Source organism: Flammeovirga sp. MY04 (assembly GCF_001682195.2).
In the GTDB taxonomy this organism is placed as follows: Bacteria; Bacteroidota; Bacteroidia; order Cytophagales; family Flammeovirgaceae; genus Flammeovirga; species Flammeovirga yaeyamensis.
The window spans coordinates 1763133-1783025 of the sequence record NZ_CP003560.2; the positions used below are offsets into that span (position 1 = coordinate 1763133).

16 protein-coding genes are annotated in these 19893 nt (G+C 34.4%); 10 read left to right on the top strand and 6 right to left on the bottom strand.

What is annotated here, in order from left to right; genetic code table 11:
- Positions 1-9: 9 nt before the first annotated feature.
- The 4 genes from MY04_RS07205 to eno all read left to right on the top strand — a co-directional run bounded on the left by MY04_RS07205 (position 10) and on the right by eno (position 4019).
- Entirely contained in the window at positions 10-501 is a 492-nt protein-coding gene (locus MY04_RS07205) for a hypothetical protein (RefSeq protein ID WP_066208078.1), read from the top strand.
- A gap of 21 nt (positions 502-522) precedes the next feature.
- Positions 523-1239 (top strand): dipeptidase PepE, encoded by a 717-nt coding sequence (pepE, locus tag MY04_RS07210; RefSeq protein WP_205960500.1) that lies wholly within the window; start codon positions 523-525, stop codon positions 1237-1239.
- A gap of 284 nt (positions 1240-1523) precedes the next feature.
- Positions 1524-2609 carry a J domain-containing protein gene (locus MY04_RS28290; protein ID WP_066208080.1) on the top strand — a complete coding sequence of 362 codons (1086 nt, stop codon included), beginning with the start codon at positions 1524-1526 and terminating at the stop codon, positions 2607-2609.
- Between the two features lie 138 nt (positions 2610-2747).
- Entirely contained in the window at positions 2748-4019 is a 1272-nt protein-coding gene (gene eno / locus MY04_RS07220) for a phosphopyruvate hydratase (protein ID WP_066208081.1), read from the top strand.
- 68 nt (positions 4020-4087) lie between these two features.
- On the opposite strand, the gene MY04_RS07225 is transcribed toward eno, so the two are convergent.
- Complete coding sequence (locus tag MY04_RS07225) at positions 4088-4324, bottom strand: hypothetical protein (RefSeq protein WP_158297606.1); 237 nt, start codon at positions 4322-4324, stop codon at positions 4088-4090.
- Between the two features lie 267 nt (positions 4325-4591).
- Between MY04_RS07225 and MY04_RS07230 the strand changes: the two genes are divergently transcribed.
- From MY04_RS07230 to MY04_RS07255, 6 genes are all read left to right on the top strand, one after another.
- Positions 4592-5914 (top strand): sigma-54 interaction domain-containing protein, encoded by a 1323-nt coding sequence (locus MY04_RS07230; protein ID WP_066208083.1) that lies wholly within the window; start codon positions 4592-4594, stop codon positions 5912-5914.
- Entirely contained in the window at positions 5907-6434 is a 528-nt protein-coding gene (gene lptE, locus MY04_RS07235; RefSeq protein WP_158297607.1) for an LPS assembly lipoprotein LptE, read from the top strand. The genes MY04_RS07230 and lptE overlap by 8 nt, the downstream gene beginning before the upstream one ends.
- 84 nt (positions 6435-6518) lie before the next feature.
- Positions 6519-7952 carry a hypothetical protein gene (locus tag MY04_RS07240; RefSeq protein WP_158297608.1) on the top strand — a complete coding sequence of 478 codons (1434 nt, stop codon included), beginning with the start codon at positions 6519-6521 and terminating at the stop codon, positions 7950-7952.
- Between the two features lie 25 nt (positions 7953-7977).
- Positions 7978-8316, top strand: a complete 339-nt coding sequence (secG, locus tag MY04_RS07245) for a preprotein translocase subunit SecG (RefSeq protein ID WP_084005798.1) — start codon at positions 7978-7980, stop codon at positions 8314-8316.
- Between the two features lie 209 nt (positions 8317-8525).
- Complete coding sequence (locus tag MY04_RS07250; protein WP_066208092.1) at positions 8526-9248, top strand: hypothetical protein; 723 nt, start codon at positions 8526-8528, stop codon at positions 9246-9248.
- Positions 9249-9396: 148 nt separating this feature from the next.
- Positions 9397-11772 carry a hypothetical protein gene (locus tag MY04_RS07255; protein WP_066208094.1) on the top strand — a complete coding sequence of 792 codons (2376 nt, stop codon included), beginning with the start codon at positions 9397-9399 and terminating at the stop codon, positions 11770-11772.
- Between the two features lie 78 nt (positions 11773-11850).
- Here MY04_RS07255 and MY04_RS07260 read toward each other — a convergent pair whose 3' ends face one another.
- The 5 genes from MY04_RS07260 to MY04_RS07280 all read right to left on the bottom strand — a co-directional run bounded on the left by MY04_RS07260 (position 11851) and on the right by MY04_RS07280 (position 19890).
- On the bottom strand, positions 11851-13104 hold the full coding sequence (locus MY04_RS07260; RefSeq protein ID WP_066208096.1) for a BamA/TamA family outer membrane protein: 1254 nt from the start codon (positions 13102-13104) through the stop codon (positions 11851-11853).
- Positions 13105-13537: 433 nt separating this feature from the next.
- Positions 13538-14932 (bottom strand): dihydrolipoyl dehydrogenase, encoded by a 1395-nt coding sequence (gene lpdA / locus MY04_RS07265; RefSeq protein WP_066208099.1) that lies wholly within the window; start codon positions 14930-14932, stop codon positions 13538-13540.
- Between the two features lie 125 nt (positions 14933-15057).
- Complete coding sequence (odhB, locus tag MY04_RS07270) at positions 15058-16590, bottom strand: 2-oxoglutarate dehydrogenase complex dihydrolipoyllysine-residue succinyltransferase (protein WP_066208100.1); 1533 nt, start codon at positions 16588-16590, stop codon at positions 15058-15060.
- Between the two features lie 48 nt (positions 16591-16638).
- On the bottom strand, positions 16639-17076 hold the full coding sequence (locus MY04_RS07275) for a GNAT family N-acetyltransferase (protein ID WP_066208102.1): 438 nt from the start codon (positions 17074-17076) through the stop codon (positions 16639-16641).
- A gap of 30 nt (positions 17077-17106) precedes the next feature.
- Positions 17107-19890, bottom strand: a complete 2784-nt coding sequence (locus MY04_RS07280) for a 2-oxoglutarate dehydrogenase E1 component (RefSeq protein ID WP_066208106.1) — start codon at positions 19888-19890, stop codon at positions 17107-17109.
- Positions 19891-19893 lie beyond the last annotated feature (3 nt).

Genomic DNA, 19893 nt, shown 5'->3' on the forward strand with positions numbered 1-19893 from the left:
ATTTATATTATGTACACACCAATATCAAACCTTTCCGACAGTTCTAGACTTTGGATATACCAATCAAATAGAACATTTACTGACAATGAAAAAAGTCAAATTTCAGAAGCTCTTAAACAATTCACTTCTACGTGGAATGCCCATGGAAGTGATCTACAAAGTAGCTTTGAAATCGTAAAAGATTTATTTATTGTGATTGCTGTAGATGAAGAAAGTTCTGCTGCATCAGGTTGTTCTATCGATAAATGTGTTGGCCTTATCCGACAGTTTGAAGAAGCGTTTGGTTTATCTTTATTTGAAAGAACAAATGTGGCTTATGATACAGGAGATAGCATCAAAATATTCCCGATGAATCAAGCCAAAAGTCTTATTGGAGATAACGTGATACAACCAACTACTCCTATTTACGACAACACTGTAAATAATCTTGGAGAATTCAGAAAAAACTGGATCAAAAATGCTGATCAATCTTGGTTAAAACGATTCTTTGTATCAGCATAAACCATTATCAATATATTAAAAATGAGTATTAGAAATTTATTAATCGTGAGTACCTCTACTGTACACGGTAAAGGATACTTGGCGTATTGTGAAGAAGCCATTCAATCTTTTTTCAGTGGAATTGAAGAAGTGATTTTTATTCCATACGCACGTCCAGGTGGAATTACTCATGAGGAATATACAGAAGTAGCCCGTAAGAAATTTAATGAATTAGGTTTCAAAATGAGAGGTCTTCATGAATTTGACAACCCTGTTGAAGCGATTGAAAATGCTAAAGGTATCTTTACAGGAGGCGGAAATACATTTGTATTGCTAGATCAATTGCAGAAAAATAATTTGATTCCAGCCATTCAGAAAAAGGTATCAGAAGGGTTGCGTTATATGGGTACAAGTGCAGGTTCTAATATTACTGGCTTAACTGTAAATACAACGAACGACATGCCTATTGTTCACCCTGAGTCATTAAATGCATTGGCCTTAGTTCCATTTAATTTGAATCCTCATTATTTAGATCCGGATCCAACTTCCAAACACATGGGGGAAACTAGAGAAACTAGAATCAAAGAATTCCATGCTTATAATAATCAAGTAGTTGTAGGTTTAAGAGAGGGTTCTTGGCTACATGTTCAAGACAACAAAATCTCGCTTGAAGGTCCCCTATCCGCTCGTATTTTCGAAAAAGGCAAGACTCCATATGAGTTGAATCCTTCTGATGATTTTTCATTCCTATTGAAATAAAATCATTCGATTATTAAAATAAATCTGAGACTGTTTTATAAGAAGTTGATAATATCTTTAGACCTAGATCTATGGAGAATTTATCCATTATAAAACAGTCTCATTTTTAATACATTGATTCATCATTGTTTAATTGATCAAATAATCTTTCATCAAATGATAGATTAAATTAAAAAATTGTATTTTTGCATGAATTAATAGTGGATTTCTTCAAATTTGAATCCACTTACTTCTTAACAAATAGACCTATTTTAACCCAATCGAATAATTAGATAAAACGTTAGATGCGAAATTACTACGATATTTTAGGTATAGATCAACGAGCTGATAAGCGACAGATAAAAAAAGCCTACTTAACACTAGCAAAAAAATATCATCCTGATCTTCATGGTAATGATGAAGAATTAGGTGAAAAATTTAAAGAGGTCAACGAAGCCTATGAGACCTTGAGTGATGATAGTAAGAAATTTCACTATGATCATGGCTTAACTTCGTTCACTACATTTTCGAATACCCCTACTCCAACAGAGGTGGCTGAGGAAGAAATTCGAACACAAAGAAAATCTGAAGTAAAAGAAGAGATTTTTAAAGAAAAAGCTAAGGAGAAAAAAAGTAAAAAGTTTTTCGTTCCTTTTACTGTAGGTGTATTTACCTTAGTAGTTGGTGGGATGATCTCTTTTTTCGTTCAACGCCAGAGTAAACTGGCTGCATCTACCTTTGAAGATGCAACAACAAACCTTGAATTGAAAGATTTTAATGCTGTTAAAGGTAATATTGATGTCTTATATCACTTAGAATCTCCTCTTCTTGCAGATATTATTGAGGCTGGTTTATACGTCCAACTCAACCAAAGTAATGAAGCTATTGATCTATTAGAACCAAAATTATATATGATTAATGAGGAACCTAAAAATATTGTTTCTCAAGCATATCTCTATTTAGGTATTGCCTACTATCAAAGAAAATTAGGGAATAAGGCAGTTGATTATTTAGAGAAATCAATTTCTTACAATAACAAAAACAAACAAGTTTATTATTGGTTAGGAGTCACTTACTCAGAACTTAATTTAAACTATCAAGAAGCTATCAATGCTTTAGAAAAAGCGAAAAGTGTTTTGGGTTATGAAAACCAATCTATTTTAAGTTTAGGAATAGCATATCAACGTTCCGGACAATATAATGCTGCCCAAGATAATTTTGAGCTTTTATTATTCAACCCTGATTTTAAAAAGGAAGCCAACTATTATATGGGTTGGAATTATTTCCTAAGTAACAAAAACACTAATAAAGCTTGCCTTTTATGGGAGAAAGCTGCTAAAATGGGTTCTCAAGAAGCTAGATATCAAGTGCAGAGGCATTGTGGTAACTAGCAAACTACTTTAATTAACTACCTATTTCTATAAAAGAAACTTTTCAATCATTATTAATAATAATTTCACCCTATCAAGTAATTAATTCCAATTAAAGTTATTTATATTCAGACTATTAACTCAATAATTAATAACTCAATGGAAACTATAATAGACGAAATCTATGCTCTTGAGATCCTTGACTCAAGAGGCAACCCCACCCTACGTGTTTATGTTGAACTTTTAGATGGTACTAAAGCCTATGCTAGCGTCCCTTCTGGAGCATCTACAGGACAAAATGAAGCACTAGAACTAAGAGACAATAAAAAACGCTATGGAGGCAAAGGAGTACTAAAAGCTGTCAACAATGTCAACACCACTATCGCTAATGCACTTATCGGAATGGATGCCACCAAACAAAAGGACATTGACTATAGCATGATCGAACTCGACGGCACTGAAAATAAATCAAAGCTTGGAGCTAATGCAATTCTTGGAGTATCTATGGCCGTTGCTAAAGCTGCTGCCAAATCATTGAATCTTCCATTATACCAATATCTTGGAGGAACTAACGCTGTAAGAATTCCGGTTCCTTGTATGAACATCCTAAATGGTGGTGAACATGCTGATAACAGTGTAGATTTTCAAGAATTTATGCTTGTCCCTCATGGTGCTCCTACTTTTGCAGAAGGTTTAAGATACGTCGCTGAGACTTTCCACACACTAAAAGGTATTCTTAAAAAGAGAAAACTTGCCACAAGTGTAGGTGATGAAGGTGGTTTTGCTCCAAACTGTGAAAGTAATGAAGCTGCCATTGAACTAATTATTGAAGGAATCAAAAAAGCAGGTTATAAGCCAGGAAAAGATCTTTCAATAGCTGTAGACAACGCTGCCAATTCATTTTGTACCAATCTAAAAGATAATTACAATTTGATTTGGTCAGGAAAAGGCAAAATGACCTCAGATGAAATTATCGACCTGGCAGGAGAATGGTTAGACAAATACCCAATTATATTATGGGAAGATCCACTAGCCGAAAAAGACTATAAAGGCTTCAAAAAATTCACTAAAAAATATGGTGATAAGATTGAAGTAGTTGGCGATGATATCTTTGTAACCAACACGAAATACATAAAAGACGGTATCAAAAAGAATTTAGCAAACTCCTGTTTAATCAAATTAAACCAAATTGGTACTGTAACAGAGAGTATAGAAGCTGTTCGAATGTGTAGAGACGCCGGTTGGAGATACTTTCTATCCCATCGATCAGGAGAAACTGAAGATACATTCTTAGCAGATTTTGCTGTTGCTATGGATGGCGGGCATCTCAAAACAGGTTCTGCATGTAGAGGCGAGCGAATAGCAAAATACAATCGACTCCTTGAAATTGAACATGAATTAGGAGAACGAGCTGAATATAGATGGGATTAAAAAAGAAATGCCGATGACTTAAAAATCATCGGCATTTTCTATAGTAGTATATTTCTTGTCATAAGCTATTAAGCGGCTAATGTATCTACTCTTTCCATTGCAAGATCCGTAGGTTCTGCAAATATTCCTTTAGGGCTAACGTCTACATTTGTTAGCATTCCTTCAGCTTTCAGTTTCTCCACAATCTTGTTCAAATCGTAAGAACAAAGTGATAAACCTAATAATTTCGAAATCTGTTGCATTGACTTCCCTTTGTTTAGACACAATGCTACCAGAAGTTTTGATGATCTAAGTTCGATTGACATAATTAATACAGTTAATAAAAGACAGTTATTTAACCAGGTAAAAATAAATTGGTTATCTCATTTCCGACACAAATATAGAATCGTAAATCTAAATTCTAGCGAATTTTCACTCAGTATTAAATTAGTTTAACATCCCTTGTGAAAAATTCAATAATGAAGTTTTCTAATCATAAATAAACCATTCTATTTTCATTACCAATATATTATTGTAATTTTGTCATGACATTTAGTCATCCTTGAGAATTCCTTTAAATTCAGAAATTAATAATGGAGAATAGAGAAATACTATCAATCAAACAACGATTCGGAATTATAGGTAACGCACCTAGCCTAAATCATGCTATACAAGTAGCCACTCAAGTAGCCGCAACAGATTTAACTGTTATGATTACAGGTGAAAGTGGTTCAGGTAAGGAATCATTCTCAAAAATCATTCATCAATTAAGTGCGAGGAAACACGGTAAATTTATTGCCATTAACTGTGGAGCAATTCCTGAAGGTACAATTGATTCAGAATTATTTGGACATGAAAAAGGATCTTTCACGGGAGCAAACGAGGCTAGAAAAGGTTATTTTGAAGTCACTGATGGAGGAACCATATTTCTTGATGAAATTGGAGAAATGCCTGTAGAAACACAAGCTAGATTACTTCGTGTTCTAGAAAATAAAGAGTTTATTCGTGTTGGATCTTCTAAAGTGATGAAAACTGATGTTAGAGTGGTTGCCGCTACCAATGTCAATTTGCTTAAGAATGTTCAAAAAGGAAAATTTAGAGAGGATTTATATTATCGTTTAAATACAGTTCCCATTCAAGTTCCTCCTTTAAGAGAAAGAGGAAATGATATTGAGCTTTTATTTAGAAAGTTTGCCACCGATTTTGCAGAACAATACCATGTTCAACCATTAAGTTTAACGGCAGAATCTAAGCAGATTTTAATCAACTTCCCTTTCCCAGGAAATATCAGACAACTTAAAAATCTAGCAGAGCAAATGTCTGCATTGGAATTGGATAGGGTTGTCGAAAAACAGACAATGTTGAAATACTTACCTTCAACTAGTAATCAATTAGCTGTTTTGGAAAGTGATGATAAAGGATTAAATGAAAGAGACCTCCTGTATAAAGTGCTATTTGATATGCGTCAGGATATGACCGATCTTAAAAAGATTGTACTTCAATTGGCAAAAGGAAATACGAACATCAATAGTGTCATACAGGAAAATCCTCAATTATTCAGTGGAGTAATGGAAGATCAACCTGCTCCATCAACGACTACACCAACGGAAACATCTTTAGCAGTTCGTCCAAATACGACTCCTGTAAAATATACACCCTCTCCAAGGCCTCCACAGGAAAATCAACCGATTATCATTACAAATGACGACGACTATAAAACTAATACGTATGACATTGATAACATGGTAGAAGTTGAGGAAGAGGAAGAGTCGTTATCAATAGAAAAGAAAGAAAAAGAGCTGATAATCAAAGCTCTTCAGAAAAACAATAATAAAAGAAAGTACGCCGCACAAGATCTAGGTATCTCTGAACGTACATTATATAGAAAGATCAAACAATATGAACTTGATGAATAAAAACAACTTCATTAAATATTTATTCCTATTATCTACTCTCGTTTTTTCGGGTTGTGCTGGAGTAAAATTTACTTTTTCTGGTGTTAATATCGATCCAAATATCAAAACATTTTCGATTGAGCCTTACACCAATGAAGCTGGAGATGGTCCTGCTACCATGGCCTTTCAATTCACCGATGATTTCACTCAATATATTTTGAGAAACACTTCTCTTTTACCTGCAGAACAAGGTCAGAAAGGTGATATAGAATTTAGTGGTGCAATTACAGGTTATAGAGTCACTCCTGTATCGCCTGGTGGTGGAGAAACTCAACAAACGCAACAACAACGTTTGACTATCACAGTAAAAACGAATTTCATTAATAACTTCGATGATGAAAAAAGTTTTGATCAAGGGTTTTCATTTTTCTATGACTTTTCAGGAAACCAAACGGTTCAACAAGTAGAAACAGAAGCAATTGATGTGATTTTTGAACAGATTATTTACGATACTTTCCAAAAAGCATTAGCAGATTGGTAAAAAACTGTATATTTGGATATGGATGTGTACATTCATATCCTTTTTTATTTATCCCCCATCACTACATTATTTTTTTCTTTAACTGTGGAACTACCTCAAATTGAAATATTACTTAAGAACCCGCAATCGGTTACTTATAGAGAAATAGATGATATTAAAGCCGCTATTGAGAAATATCCCTATTTTTCAGCTCTTTACGTTCTATTAGCTAAAGCTGAAGAAGGAAAGGCAGAATATGTAAAAAAAGCTGCTGCATATGTAGCACATCGCCCTTCTCTACAATCTTATTTAGACACCTCTTTTGATACTGATATCAATCTACCAAATACAGATGGAATAGAATTTCAATCAGATGATCATCAAACGCTAGACATTTTGATGAACGAAAAGTCAGAAGATCTATTAGAGGAAGAAAATGATCTAACTGTCGAAGATGAAATTGATTCGAACAGTAGTAATGATCAAGAAGAAGACACAAATCCAACAGAGGATATTTTTGAAGAGCATCAAATTATTGATGAATTTGGAACAACTGATGAAACTCAAGAAGAAGATCAAGGGGAAGAATCTTCTATTGAAGACAATGTAGCATCTCAGATTTTAAATGACCTCGAAAATGCTGAACCAGAATTAGATCAAGTAGAACCTGTTGAAACAAGTGTTGCGGATCAAATTCTAGCAGAATTAGCGGCCATGCAAGCAGGTCAAACACTAGAGCCTGATACAACATCAGAAAGTGAAGAAGTTGAAGATGAAGAACCTATTACTGAAAACTCAATAGAAGTTGAAGTAGATGAGGAAGACGATCTTATATCTGATGTGATCAACGAAATTGATTTGACAGAAGAGGATGTTCAAACAGAAGAACCTACTCAAATAGTAAACGAAGAAGATCAAAGTGATGATGAAGAATCTAATTTGATCAGTGAAGAGGAAATGATGAACCGCTTTAATGGATATCTTCAAACGAAAAACCAATCGGAAGAAGAAATTGTTAGTGGTTTAACCGAGGAAGAAAAAGAAAACGAAGATACTAAAACACTTACTGATTTATCAGAGGAAGAAAAAGTAGAAACTCAGTTTTTTGATGAGGGCATTGAAGAATACAACTTCCCGAGTTATGATACTGCCTCTTATGATGATACTATAAAAGATGAAGATTATCTTCAAAATATAGAAGAATTGAACGTTGACAATATCGTCGAGTTCTCACAATTTGATCCTGTTGAAGTTTCTGAAAAGGATCATCAAAAGGATATCATCAACCACTTCATCGATAGTTCACCTACATTAACACAAAAAAATGTAGACGACCAAGATGTACCGGAAGATCAAATTGATCTAACTGAGGTCGATTTAGACGGGTTTTCTACTCCTCAAACAGAGAGTTATGCTAAATTATTGGAAAGACAAGGAAAAAAAGAGGATGCAATCTCAATTTATCAACATCTAATCTTGAAAAATCCAAATAAAGCTAGTTTCTTTGCAGAACGAATTGAATTCTTAAAACAGAATTAATATAAAGCATTAATTTCACAATACAATGATGACATTTTTTATAATCCTTATCGGTATTGTTTGTGTGCTTCTAATCTTATTAGTATTAGCACAAGACTCTAAAGGTGGTGGATTTACAGGAGATATGGGCGCGGCAAGTAGCTCTATGATGGGTGCAAGAAGAGCATCAAGCTGGATTGAAAACGCTACTTGGGTGTTAGCAATTTCTTTAGCTGTATTGTCGATTGGCGTAAACATGTTTATCTCAAATGGCGACTCAGCAAACGTAAAGACTTCTACAAGTGTAGAGAATGCAACTGAAATGACAGTTCCTACACTTCCTGAAACTCAACCTGAAGCTCCAGCGGAAGCTCCAACAGAGTAATAAAGAGAAGAAATGAAATGAAGCCATTCCTTAAGGAATGGCTTTTTTTGTGCCTATACAAAAAGGAAAAGGTTCAACTGTTTTATTATTTTTTGATTTTGAATCACATTATTAAGATTTAAAAACATTTTACCCCCTCAAGATCTAAACTAGCTTAATTTATTTCCGTTATTACATTTAAATCTTACAAATTTTAACAAATATACAAAATGAAAAAAGCTAGTATCATCACTCTACTAGCGTTGTTTTTTACAACGTTTAGTTTCGCACAATCATTTGTCCCCGCTTTATCTGTAAACGGAATGGTACAATCAAAAGAAGCCTATGTTATTAAAAATGACGGTTCAAAAATTACAGGTAAAATAACTGCTGCATCATTAACGAATAATGTACTTAAATCTGTATCAATTAAAACTGCTGATGGAACTAAAATGAAGTTCAAAGCTGCAGATATTAAACAATTAGGAGTTAAGCCTAAAGAGTTTTTCAAATTTGAACAATCAATGACTGCTGGGTCTATAAAAGAATTAGCAGGAAGAAATTTTGAAGATGTAGTCGATCAAGAATATGTTTATTATGAACAAGCGCTTTTACCTGGAAAGAAGAATAAATTTGCACTCATGCAATTATTGAACCCTGGTTTCGATCATGTAGTGAAAGTGTATAAAGATCCTAATGCTAAGCAAACAGGTGGCTTAGGCGTAGCAGGTGTTAAAGTAACAGGAGGTATTGACAAGTCTTATCTAGTTACTGATACAGGATCAAATAGAGCTATTTTAATCGAAAAGAAAAAATATAAAAAAGAAGGTCAAAAAGTAATTTTCACAAAATGTCCAGAGGTATTTGGTAAATATTATGCAGGTGATAAATTCCAATGGAAGGATTTTGCAGAGCATGTTTATGTTTATGATCAGTTATGCACTGATAAATAGAAAACAATATTAAAATTATAAGACTCAATAGCAATAATGTTATTGAGTCTTTTTTTTGGAAATTATTTTCATTAAAATTGTAATACATTTTTAGTTAGAAAGTATTACATTTTTTTCTTATTTATTCTTCGATTAAAACCAACTACTCATGAACAAACTAATAGAACTACTATATGGAGTTTTTTTACCTCCATTGTATGCTGTTCACACACTTTTTAGAAAATTAAGCTGGAAACAAAAAACATTAAGAATATTACTTTCTCTTTCGAGTCCACTTATCATTCTATTTTTAGTAGAAATATTCTATCCTAATCCAATTATAAACTACGATACGGTAATATATAATCTATTTACTAAACACTTTGAGGAAGAACCTCTATTTATTGCAGAAAGTAACGACACTAACCTCGTTATTGAAAATCATGAATTTGATATGGGACTAGAGATCGCAAATCATGATGATCTAGACTACATTTATAAAATAATGTTGATTTATGGTGTTTCTAATTTTTACTCAAGTGATGAAAATATCAATTCAATTGAGTATGAAGGGAATGTCAACAAAGAGTTTATCGGAGGCTTAAATACTTTATATTTAAGTGACTTTCTGAATAAATCAATTCATAGTTTTGTAAAACTAAAAAGAAAAAACAATAAAGATCTTTATAATGAATTTGATGATATAAACTCCATTTGTGAATATTTTACTGGTTTTCAACTATTTTATAATGATGGTATAATTAAACGTTATAATAATACGGCTTTCATTTGGGCAAAAGAAAACATTATTCCTGATAAAAATAAACAGTTAGGTAACCATACCTATAAAGAATATTATGATGTTCTAGCAAAAAGATTCATAAGACTTTATACTGAAGGGTACCTAATTGCTAATTTCTATAATTTACCAAAGTTAAGTGCCTCATATGAAGAATCTGTTTTATCAAACAAGGAAAATTATTATGATTGGTATAATCGACTAATTAATGAACCTCATGAAGAATATTACACTAAAAATACTTTTTCTGTTCATTCTACAATGGATCAGTCTGTTACTTTTTGGGTAAGGCGTCACATTACTCAAAATGATAAGGCTATATTTGATCTATTTTCATCTATCGCCAAAGAGTTCGACTACGAATGGTATATTCAAAAATTATCAGAATACAATTTCCAAAACAGCAATCTTGACAAAAAATTTGAATATGAAAATTGGTTGGGAGCTCCTGACTCTTTCCCTAAAGAAAATCTAAATTTCTTGTACGATCAGGTATTAAATCAATCTTTCTATTATGATGAAATTGAAAATGCAAGTAGTTTAGAAAAATATAATCAAAACTATCTAACTACTTATTATCAAGGACATAATAACTTATTACGACATTCTGATTTTTATAAAGGGATTCTAAGATATCTTAAGGCTGTGGAGTGTTTTAAATATCAATCGGAAAATGAAAGATATTATAATGAATGGACACATAATTTTTTAGGAACTAATATACAACAACCGAATAAAGAGCTTCCATTTACCACTGTAAACCCAGAGCCTATAAAGTGGATACACTCCAATTTAATTCCAAACCCTAATGATCTATTAGATCAGTTTACTTATCAAGAAATCTATAATTTAACCATGAAAAGATACTTTAGACTTAGTGTCGAGTCATATTTATCTATTCAAAGGTTTTCGCCCATTATACAAGCACAAGAATATTATCATTTTACAGTAGATAAGAATGTAAAAGCTTCTGATTATTTACAAGAGTATTATTCTAATATCAAAGGATATGAACATCCATTAGGACAAGAAAAACGATCAAACACTTATTATAGTCCACAAGTAGCAAGTGGTTTCTGGCTTAGACGAATTCTAGATGGTTCTTCTGATGAAATCTATAAAGGTTTCGAGAAGGTAATAAAATTATATGATAGCAAATGGTATACTGAAAAATTACAAGAGTATAATATAGAAACTGAAAATGATAATATACTCTTTGAGGATAAGAAAAAGTTAATTACACAATTATTTGAGAGTACTGATTTTAAAGATTATGATCAATATTATAATGATGTTAATACAAATGAATTTATAAAAAATGAGAATCTATTTGTAAGTAATCCTCAATTAGCTGATGCTATTGTAAGTTTTTCTGCAGATTATTTTTTTAAAGAAGATACACCTTTAAAAATTGAAAAGATATATATGAAAGACATCAATGAAATCTCTTTGAATGGTCTGTATAAATTTGATGGCATTGAAGTTTTATTGTTTAATTTATTTTCCGAAAAAATTGAGGCAAAAATTCAAATTGGTATTGTTAAAGTAGATGATGAACTACTACCTGATCCATTAATAGGACATGCCGTAATTCATGAATCAGATCAGCCTTATAAGTCAATTGCTGGCATATTTAAAAAGGATAATAAATGGATTTGGTTTAACGGTTTCAAGAAAAGAGAAGATGAAAATAGATTTGGCAATGAACCTGTTATTGTAACATTAAAAGAGATCAAAAGTCTATAAGAACAAAACCCCGGTAGTAAAACTATCGGGGTTTATCGTTTTTAGAAATCTAACATCTTTGCTTAAGTATTCTCTTGGTTAGAAGTATTCGTTTAAGCTCAAGTAAAACGCTCCAGCACCATCTGAACCCCAACCATAGTCCAATGCAAAGTTAGTTCTTGATTTTTTATTGATCATTACTCTAGCACCCACACCGACCGCGGCTTTTAAATGATCAAATAATTGCACGTTCAAATCGTGTGACGATACTGATGTACAGTTCGCAAAAATAACTGCACCTAATAAGTCTTTATTTCTTTCGATAATTGGCACAGGAATTCTCCATTCGATCTCAGAATAGAAAATATCATTACCTCTAAAACGACCTTGAGGGAATGCTCTACCAGAACGTCCCATTTGATCCCATCCTAATGAAGGTAATGCCATATATGGTAAGTTGCCTGATGTATGGAAGTTACCATACGTCCAAATTGCCAATACATTTCTTGGGTTCTTTTTAGAAAGACTGAAGTAGTCTCTATATTCCAACCATAATGTTGATGCCGTCTGATCACTACCTAACCATGTAGGCATATATCTAAACTGTGCATTAAGGAAACGACCTGTATAAGGGTTTGCTAAGTTATCTCTACTATCATAAACCGCGTTTAATGACACACCTGATGTTGTATAACCTTCGTGATCAAAACCATGAATTTGGCTATAAGCATAATGGTTTGTGATTACTTGAGGATCGCTTTCTAAATCAAGTAATTGATCATTAATATTAGAATACATATCCAAGTGGTAACCTAAACCTAAATATACATTTGGTTTAATTTGCTTTAAGGCTGTTTGATGGAACCTTACAAGATCAAATTCCATTAATTCACCTTCGTGAACACCATCTTTATAGTCACCTAATTTAAATCCTCCATCTTCAGTTACTAAGATATCTGATTGAGGACCTGTACCTAAACCATAAGTAGGCTGAGAAGAATAAAATAATCTCCAATCACCTTGGAAAAACCATTCATTATTCGCTGAATAAGCATTTGATTTAATGGTGAACATCAATTGTTTTTTAGTAGAATATGTCGCAGTAACTAAAGCACTTGACATTTTCGTAGTACTCGGATCTCCCAAGAACATACCACCTGATGCTGCAAATCCATAAATAAATCCAAAAGCTGGGTTTGATGCTAATACAGGCAATGGCGCCATGTACAATTGCCCCTGCTTCACTTCCTCATCCTTTTTCTTTTCTTTTTTCGTTTCATTGTCGTTAATACCATTTGCTAAAACACAAAATGATAATAAACTTAGTAAGATCGTTGTAGTTACTCTTCTCATTTTCGATCAAGTAGTTAATTGTAATTAAGTAAATTTGGAGTGTTATAAAACACCTGACAGAGTGTTGAATTAATGATTACATTTAGTGAGATAGTAAGGTTGTTTTTAGCTTTTAACATTTAAAAATTTCCTCTTTTATCTATTTTGTCATTTCCTTCACATCAAAAAATTGTTTTTGACCAAAAAGAAAACAATACTTATTTTATTTGACCTATTTTAATTAATATAGATCATATTCAACATCATATTGTATCAAAAGTATATTTATTGACTACTCAAACAACCTGAATTAGATATTTTAATATTCTTTCATTCAATTTATGTTTATGACATTGAATGAAATTCTATGAACGAGAAAAAGTGAGACATAAAAAAAGGCCGCCAAATGGCGACCTTTTGTCTGAATAGATCAGATATATTCTTCGTTTGATAATTACATATTTAATGCTCTATCTCCTGTAGCTGCTAAACAAGCTTCCTTAATAGCCTCAGAATAAGTAGGGTGAGCATGAGACATTCTAGAAATATCTTCTGCAGACGCTCTGTATTCCATTGCAACAACCCCTTCAGAAATCATATCTGCAGCACGTGGTCCGATGATGTGCATACCTAAGATTTCATCCGTTTCCTTATCAGCAAGTACTTTTACCAATCCATCGATATCCATAGATGCTCTTGCTCTACCTGATGCTCTGAATGGGAATGATCCAGCTTTATAAGCTCTCTTCGATTCTTTCAATTCTTGCTCTGTGTATCCTACAGAAGCTACCTCAGGCCAAGTGTATACAACACCTGGAATCAATTTATAATTGATATGTGGTTTTTGACCATTGATGTGTTCTGCTACGAATACACCTTCTTCTTCAGCTTTGTGAGCCAACATTGCTCCTTTGATCACATCACCGATAGCATAAATTCCTTCGACAGCAGTTTCAAGGTTTTCGTTCACCTCAATTCTACCTTTCGCATCAAGTTTACCACCGATTTCTTCAAAGTTTAATTTATCAGTGTAAGGACGACGACCAATAGAAACTAAGCAATAATCACCTTTAATTTCTACTTCTTTGCCTTTCTTATCCGTAGCTTTCACAACTACTTCTTCACCTTCCACTTTTACAGATTCAACTTTAGTTTTTAAGTTAAATTTGAATCCTTCTTTCTTTAATACTCTTTGCATTTCTTTACCCATGGCTACATCCATAGTTGGGATAAGAGAATCTGCGTATTCAACTACTGTTACTTCAGCGCCTAAACGAGCATATACAGAACCTAATTCAAGACCAATTACACCACCACCGATCACGATAAGGTGCTTAGGAATTTCTTTTAGTTCTAAAGCTTCTGTAGAAGTAATCACTCTCTTCTTATCGAATTCGATAAATGGTAACATCACTGGCTTAGAACCTGTAGCGATAATTGTCTTTTTTGAGTTGATTACTTTTGATTCTTCACCATCGATTTTGATTGTGTTCTTATCAACAAAAGAACCGAAACCTTGGTAAACCTCAATTTTATTTTTTTTCATCAAAAAGCCGATACCATCTGTAGTTTGCTTTACTACCTCACCTTTTCGAGCGATCATTTTACCAAAATCAATCTTTGGTGTCTCTACTTCAAGACCATGATCAGCAAAACGGTGAACAGCTTGATGATACAATTCAGACGAATCTAAAAGTGCTTTTGATGGAATACATCCAACATTTAAACATGTTCCTCCTAAAGTATTGTATTTTTCAATTAACGCTACTTTCATTCCTAATTGGGCTGCTCTAATTGCAGCAATATAACCGCCAGGACCGGAACCGATAACTGTTAAGTCGTATGTCATAACTTTCCTATAAAAGGTATTTTTAAGAATCTTAATAGTAAGCTAAGAAGATTCAAATGTTTGTTGTGTAAAATTTAAGAGAGGACTACAACAATGTGTAGTCCTTTTGATGAAATGTCTATTGATTAAACATCCAATAATAGTCTAATTGGATCTTCTAATAACTCTTTGACTCTCTTCAAGAAGCTAACAGACTCACGACCATCAATAATTCTGTGATCATATGATAATGCCACATACATGATTGGACGAATGTGAACTTCTCCGTTGATTGCTACTGGACGTTCCACAATGTTGTGCATACCTAAAATAGCTGATTGAGGAGCGTTGATGATTGGCGTTGATAACATCGAACCAAATACACCACCATTTGTAATAGTAAATGTACCTCCTTCCATTTCTGGAATTGTCAATTTGTTATCTCTAGCTTTTAACGCTAAACGTCTTACCTCTTTTTCAATATTTGCAAGGCTTAAAGACTCTGCATTTCTAATTACAGGAACTACAAGACCTTTAGGAGCTGATACAGCAATCGAGACATCACAGTAATCGTTATATACTAACTCATTACCATCGATGTATGCATTTACTGCAGGCCACTCTTTAAGTGCTACAGTAACTGCTTTTGTAAAGAACGACATGAAACCTAATCCGATTTCGTGCTTGTCTTTAAACATCTCCTTGTACTTCTTACGAAGATCCATTACAGGTTTCATGTCCACTTCATTAAATGTAGTCAACATTGCCGTTTCGTTCTTCACAGACACTAAACGACGAGAAACTGTCTTACGAAGAGCAGTCATTTTCTCTCTTCTTTGAACTCTTTCGCCCGGAGCGGCAGTTGGTGCTGCAGGAGCTGCTTCTTTCGATGCCGCTGCTTTCTTAGGAGCAGGAGCTGATTTTTGTGCTTTCTCAGCATCCTCTTTAGTGATACGACCATCGACGCCAGTTCCTTTAACTGTTGAAGGATCGATCCCTTTTTCTGCTAAAATTTTCGCTGCCGCTGGCGATGCATGACCCGTTGCATATGTATCGTTTCCAGATACAGCTGCTGTTGGAGTTGCTGCTGCAGGAGCTGCTTCTGATGAAGCCTCAGAAGGAGCAGTACCTTCCATAATTTCAATCTTACAAATTGGAGCACCGATTTCTAAAGTATCACCCTCTTGAGCAATAACTCTTAGAATACCTTGTCCTTCAGCTGTTAGTTCAAAAGTTGCTTTGTCTGACTCGATTTCACAAAGAAGATCATCCAATTCTACAAAATCGCCATCTTCTTTTGCCCAAGTCGCAATAGTTACTTCTGAAATAGACTCACCCACTGTAGGTACAACCATATCCAATACTTCGCCAGTTGCTTTTGGAGCATCTGATGAAGCAGGAGCCGCTTCTGCAGCTGCAGCAGCTTTTGGAGCACCTTCACCTTCCTCAATAGTACAAAGTAATGCACCAATCTCTAAAACAGCATCTTCTTGTGCAGTATCAGCGATCTTGATGACGCCATCTGCTTCTGCTACTAATTCGAAAGTTGCTTTGTCTGATTCTAGTTCACATAGAACATCATCTAGTTCTACAGTGTCGCCGTCTTCTACCAACCATTTTGCAACGGTTACTTCAGTGATCGATTCACCGACAGCTGGAACGGTCATTTGTAAGCTCATAGTTTTATTATTTTGGGTGATGGAGGAATATCCCTCATCACGATAGTTCTAGACTAATTTTTTGATAAACTTGAAGTGAGGTATTCCCACTTCTTCAAATTGATCACCTTCTACAGTATATTCTAATTTTTCATAGAATCCTTTTGCTACTTCTCTAGCATGAACTGTCAACAGTTCATATCCATTATCCATAGCGAATACTTCAGAGAATTGCACCATCAAAGAACCTAGATTCTTTCCTCTTTGTGTATCCTTTACGGCTACCTGACGCATTTTAACTTCCTGAGGAGAGATTGGTTTTAAAACTAAGCAAGCAACCACCTCATCTTCATCGTTCATTGCCACAAAATGATGACTATCGAACTCTTCAGATAATTCCTCTTTAGAAAATTCCAACCCTAAAGGTTTTCTTAAAACCTCATTACGTAATTCAACTGCTTTAAGGTATTCCGGAGAATCAAATGCTACTTCTTTGATAATGTTCATGATCAATTTTATAATTAAATAGGTTCTTTCTTATTCGAAAGCTGCAGTAACGATTCTGTCTGTCTCCCTCTTATGAACTTTAGGGAAGCCAGTTGCAGGAGATGCACTTGGTTTACGAGATACTAATCTCATCTTAATCAATTGCTCTTCGTTTCTGTAGGCTCTCAAAATATACGTCCAATAACCCATGTTTACAGGTTCTTCTTGAACCCATTTCAATGAGGTATGCTTCGCATATTTACTAAGAATATCGTTAACTTTCTTTTCTGGGAATGGGTGTAATTGTTCAACTCGAACAATTGCTACATCCTGTCTATTTTCCTTTTCTTGCTTCTCAAGAAGGTCATAATAGATTTTCCCGGTGCAAAGTAACACTTTCTCTACTTTTTTAGGATCTTTTATTGAAGCATCATCATAAACTTCTTCAAATTTTCCTTTTGTGAAGTCCTCAACAGGAGAAATACACTTAGGGTGACGAAGCATTGACTTTGGTGTCATGACGATTAATGGCTTTCTAAAGTCCCAAGTTAACTGTCTTCTAATCGCATGGAAGAAGTTGGCTGGAGTAGTAAAGTTACCCAATACAATATTGTATTCAGCAGCTAACTGAAGGTATCTTTCTGGACGAGCATTAGAGTGCTCAGGTCCTTGACCTTCATAACCGTGAGGCAATAACATCACCAAACCATTTGATCTACCCCACTTACTTTCACCTGAAGTAATGAATTGGTCGATCATTGTTTGAGCACCATTTGAGAAATCACCAAACTGTGCTTCCCAAATTGTTAAAGCACTAGGGTTGGCCATTGCGTAACCGTACTCAAAACCAAGAACACCATACTCAGAAAGTAAAGAGTTGTAGATATAGAAAGGTGCTTGAAGTTTACCAATGTTATCCAGAGAACTATATTTCTCGTTCGTCTCTGCATCATTCAATACAGCATGACGGTGAGAGAAAGTACCTCTTTGAACATCTTGACCTGTAATACGAACGATCTTGTTATCCAATAAGATCGAACCATAAGCCATAAGTTCTGCAGCTGCCCAGTTGAATACCTTTTTATCAAAGAACATTTCTTTTCTTTCAGCAATCAATTTATCGATTTGCTTTAAAGGCTTAAATCCATCAGGTACAGTTGTCAAAGCATGACCTACGGCTTCTACAGTAGTTGCAGAAATAGATGTATCTGGTGAGTTATCAAAATCATCACCATGACCTCTCTTCAATTGTTTCCATTGAATCTCTAATTCTTGAGGTCTATAAGGAAGTGGATTCTGACGTACATCATTCAAACGATCTTGAAGAAGACGACGGAATTCCTTATCCATTTGTTTTGCTAATTGTGCATTTACTTCTCCTTGTTCTACCAATTTCTTGATGTAGATCTCACGAGGATTTTGGTGCTTAGCAATAATGTTGTACAACTTCGGTTGTGTGAATTTTGGTTCGTCAGATTCATTGTGACCATGACGACGGTAACATACCATATCCACAAAAATATCTCTATTGTAACGTTGACGGAACTCAACTGCTAATTTCATAGCATAAGCTACTTCTTCAGGGTGATCACCATTTACGTGAAGTACTGGAGATTCAATCAACTGAGAAACGTCTGTACAATAGATAGATGAACGTGCATCATCAAAGTCAGTGGTAAAACCTACTTGGTTGTTAATCACGAAGTGGATAGTACCACCTACATCATAACCTGCAAGGTTCGACATTTGTACTGTTTCGTAAACAATACCCTGACCTGCGATGGCTGCATCACCATGTATTAAGATAGGAAGAATACGCTTTGAATCTTTTTCGTAAATCGAATCCACCTTCGCTCTTACTACACCAAGAACAACTGGATCAACAGCCTCTAAGTGAGAAGGGTTTGGTGATAAATCCAAACGAACTTTCTTTCCATTATGTGTTTCAATTTGAGATGAGAAACCTAAGTGATATTTCACATCACCGTCTCCCATTGTTTCGTCCGGCACTGCTTGTCCTTCGAACTCGTTAAATACTTCATCATAAGTTTTACCCATGATGTTCGTAAGTACGTTCAAACGACCACGGTGTGCCATACCAATCACTACCTCTTCAACGCCTAAATCAGCACCTGTAAAGATGGCTGTATCTAAACCAGCAATTGTTGATTCACCACCTTCTAGTGAGAAACGTTTTTGACCAACAAATTTAGTGTGAAGGAAGTTTTCGAATACAACTGCTTCGTTTAGTTTACTCAAGATTCTCTTCTTGTCTTCATGAGAAAACTCGTGACCAGGGTATTCGTGTTCAATTTTTTCTTGAATCCATGATAGTACTTCAGGCTCTCTGATAGACATGAATTCGAATCCGATATATCCGTAGTAGATTTTCTTCAATCTATCTAGAATATCAGATAATTTCGCATTACCCATACCCAAGTACGAACCTGCTGAAAATACAGTATTCAAATCAGCATTAGATAAACCGAAGTCCTCTAAATCTAATCTTGCTTTACGGTCTTTTCTCTTTCTTACCGGGTTGGTATCAGATACTAAGTGTGCCCTAGATCTGTATGCATTGATTAATTGACGAACTCCAACTTCTTTTTGAAGCATTTCTTCTGAAATTGATCCAGAAGAGGGTCTTGCCTGACCATTACTTGTAGTGTTTGTGTCTAGTTCGGGGTTCTCTCCGAATTTTTCCAAAGAAAATTCGAAACCCTCAAAAAATCTCTTCCAAGACTCATCTACTGAGCTTGGGTCTTGCTTAAATGACTCATACATCTGCTCGATGTAATCACCATGAGCATTCGCTATGTAGGAATATTTGTCCATGTG

Coding starts and splice junctions, on each gene's coding strand:
- pepE (WP_205960500.1), top strand. CDS start 523: ATGAGTATTAGAAATTTATTAATCGTGAGTACCTCTACTGTACACGGT.
- lpdA (WP_066208099.1), bottom strand. CDS start 14,932: ATGACATACGACTTAACAGTTATCGGTTCCGGTCCTGGCGGTTATATT.
- MY04_RS07230 (WP_066208083.1), top strand. CDS start 4,592: ATGGAGAATAGAGAAATACTATCAATCAAACAACGATTCGGAATTATA.
- lptE (WP_158297607.1), top strand. CDS start 5,907: ATGAATAAAAACAACTTCATTAAATATTTATTCCTATTATCTACTCTC.
- eno (WP_066208081.1), top strand. CDS start 2,748: ATGGAAACTATAATAGACGAAATCTATGCTCTTGAGATCCTTGACTCA.
- MY04_RS07275 (WP_066208102.1), bottom strand. CDS start 17,076: ATGAACATTATCAAAGAAGTAGCATTTGATTCTCCGGAATACCTTAAA.
- MY04_RS07280 (WP_066208106.1), bottom strand. CDS start 19,890: ATGGACAAATATTCCTACATAGCGAATGCTCATGGTGATTACATCGAG.
- MY04_RS07205 (WP_066208078.1), top strand. CDS start 10: ATGTACACACCAATATCAAACCTTTCCGACAGTTCTAGACTTTGGATA.
- MY04_RS07250 (WP_066208092.1), top strand. CDS start 8,526: ATGAAAAAAGCTAGTATCATCACTCTACTAGCGTTGTTTTTTACAACG.
- MY04_RS07255 (WP_066208094.1), top strand. CDS start 9,397: ATGAACAAACTAATAGAACTACTATATGGAGTTTTTTTACCTCCATTG.
- odhB (WP_066208100.1), bottom strand. CDS start 16,590: ATGAGCTTACAAATGACCGTTCCAGCTGTCGGTGAATCGATCACTGAA.
- MY04_RS07225 (WP_158297606.1), bottom strand. CDS start 4,324: ATGTCAATCGAACTTAGATCATCAAAACTTCTGGTAGCATTGTGTCTA.
- MY04_RS28290 (WP_066208080.1), top strand. CDS start 1,524: ATGCGAAATTACTACGATATTTTAGGTATAGATCAACGAGCTGATAAG.
- MY04_RS07260 (WP_066208096.1), bottom strand. CDS start 13,104: ATGAGAAGAGTAACTACAACGATCTTACTAAGTTTATTATCATTTTGT.
- secG (WP_084005798.1), top strand. CDS start 7,978: ATGATGACATTTTTTATAATCCTTATCGGTATTGTTTGTGTGCTTCTA.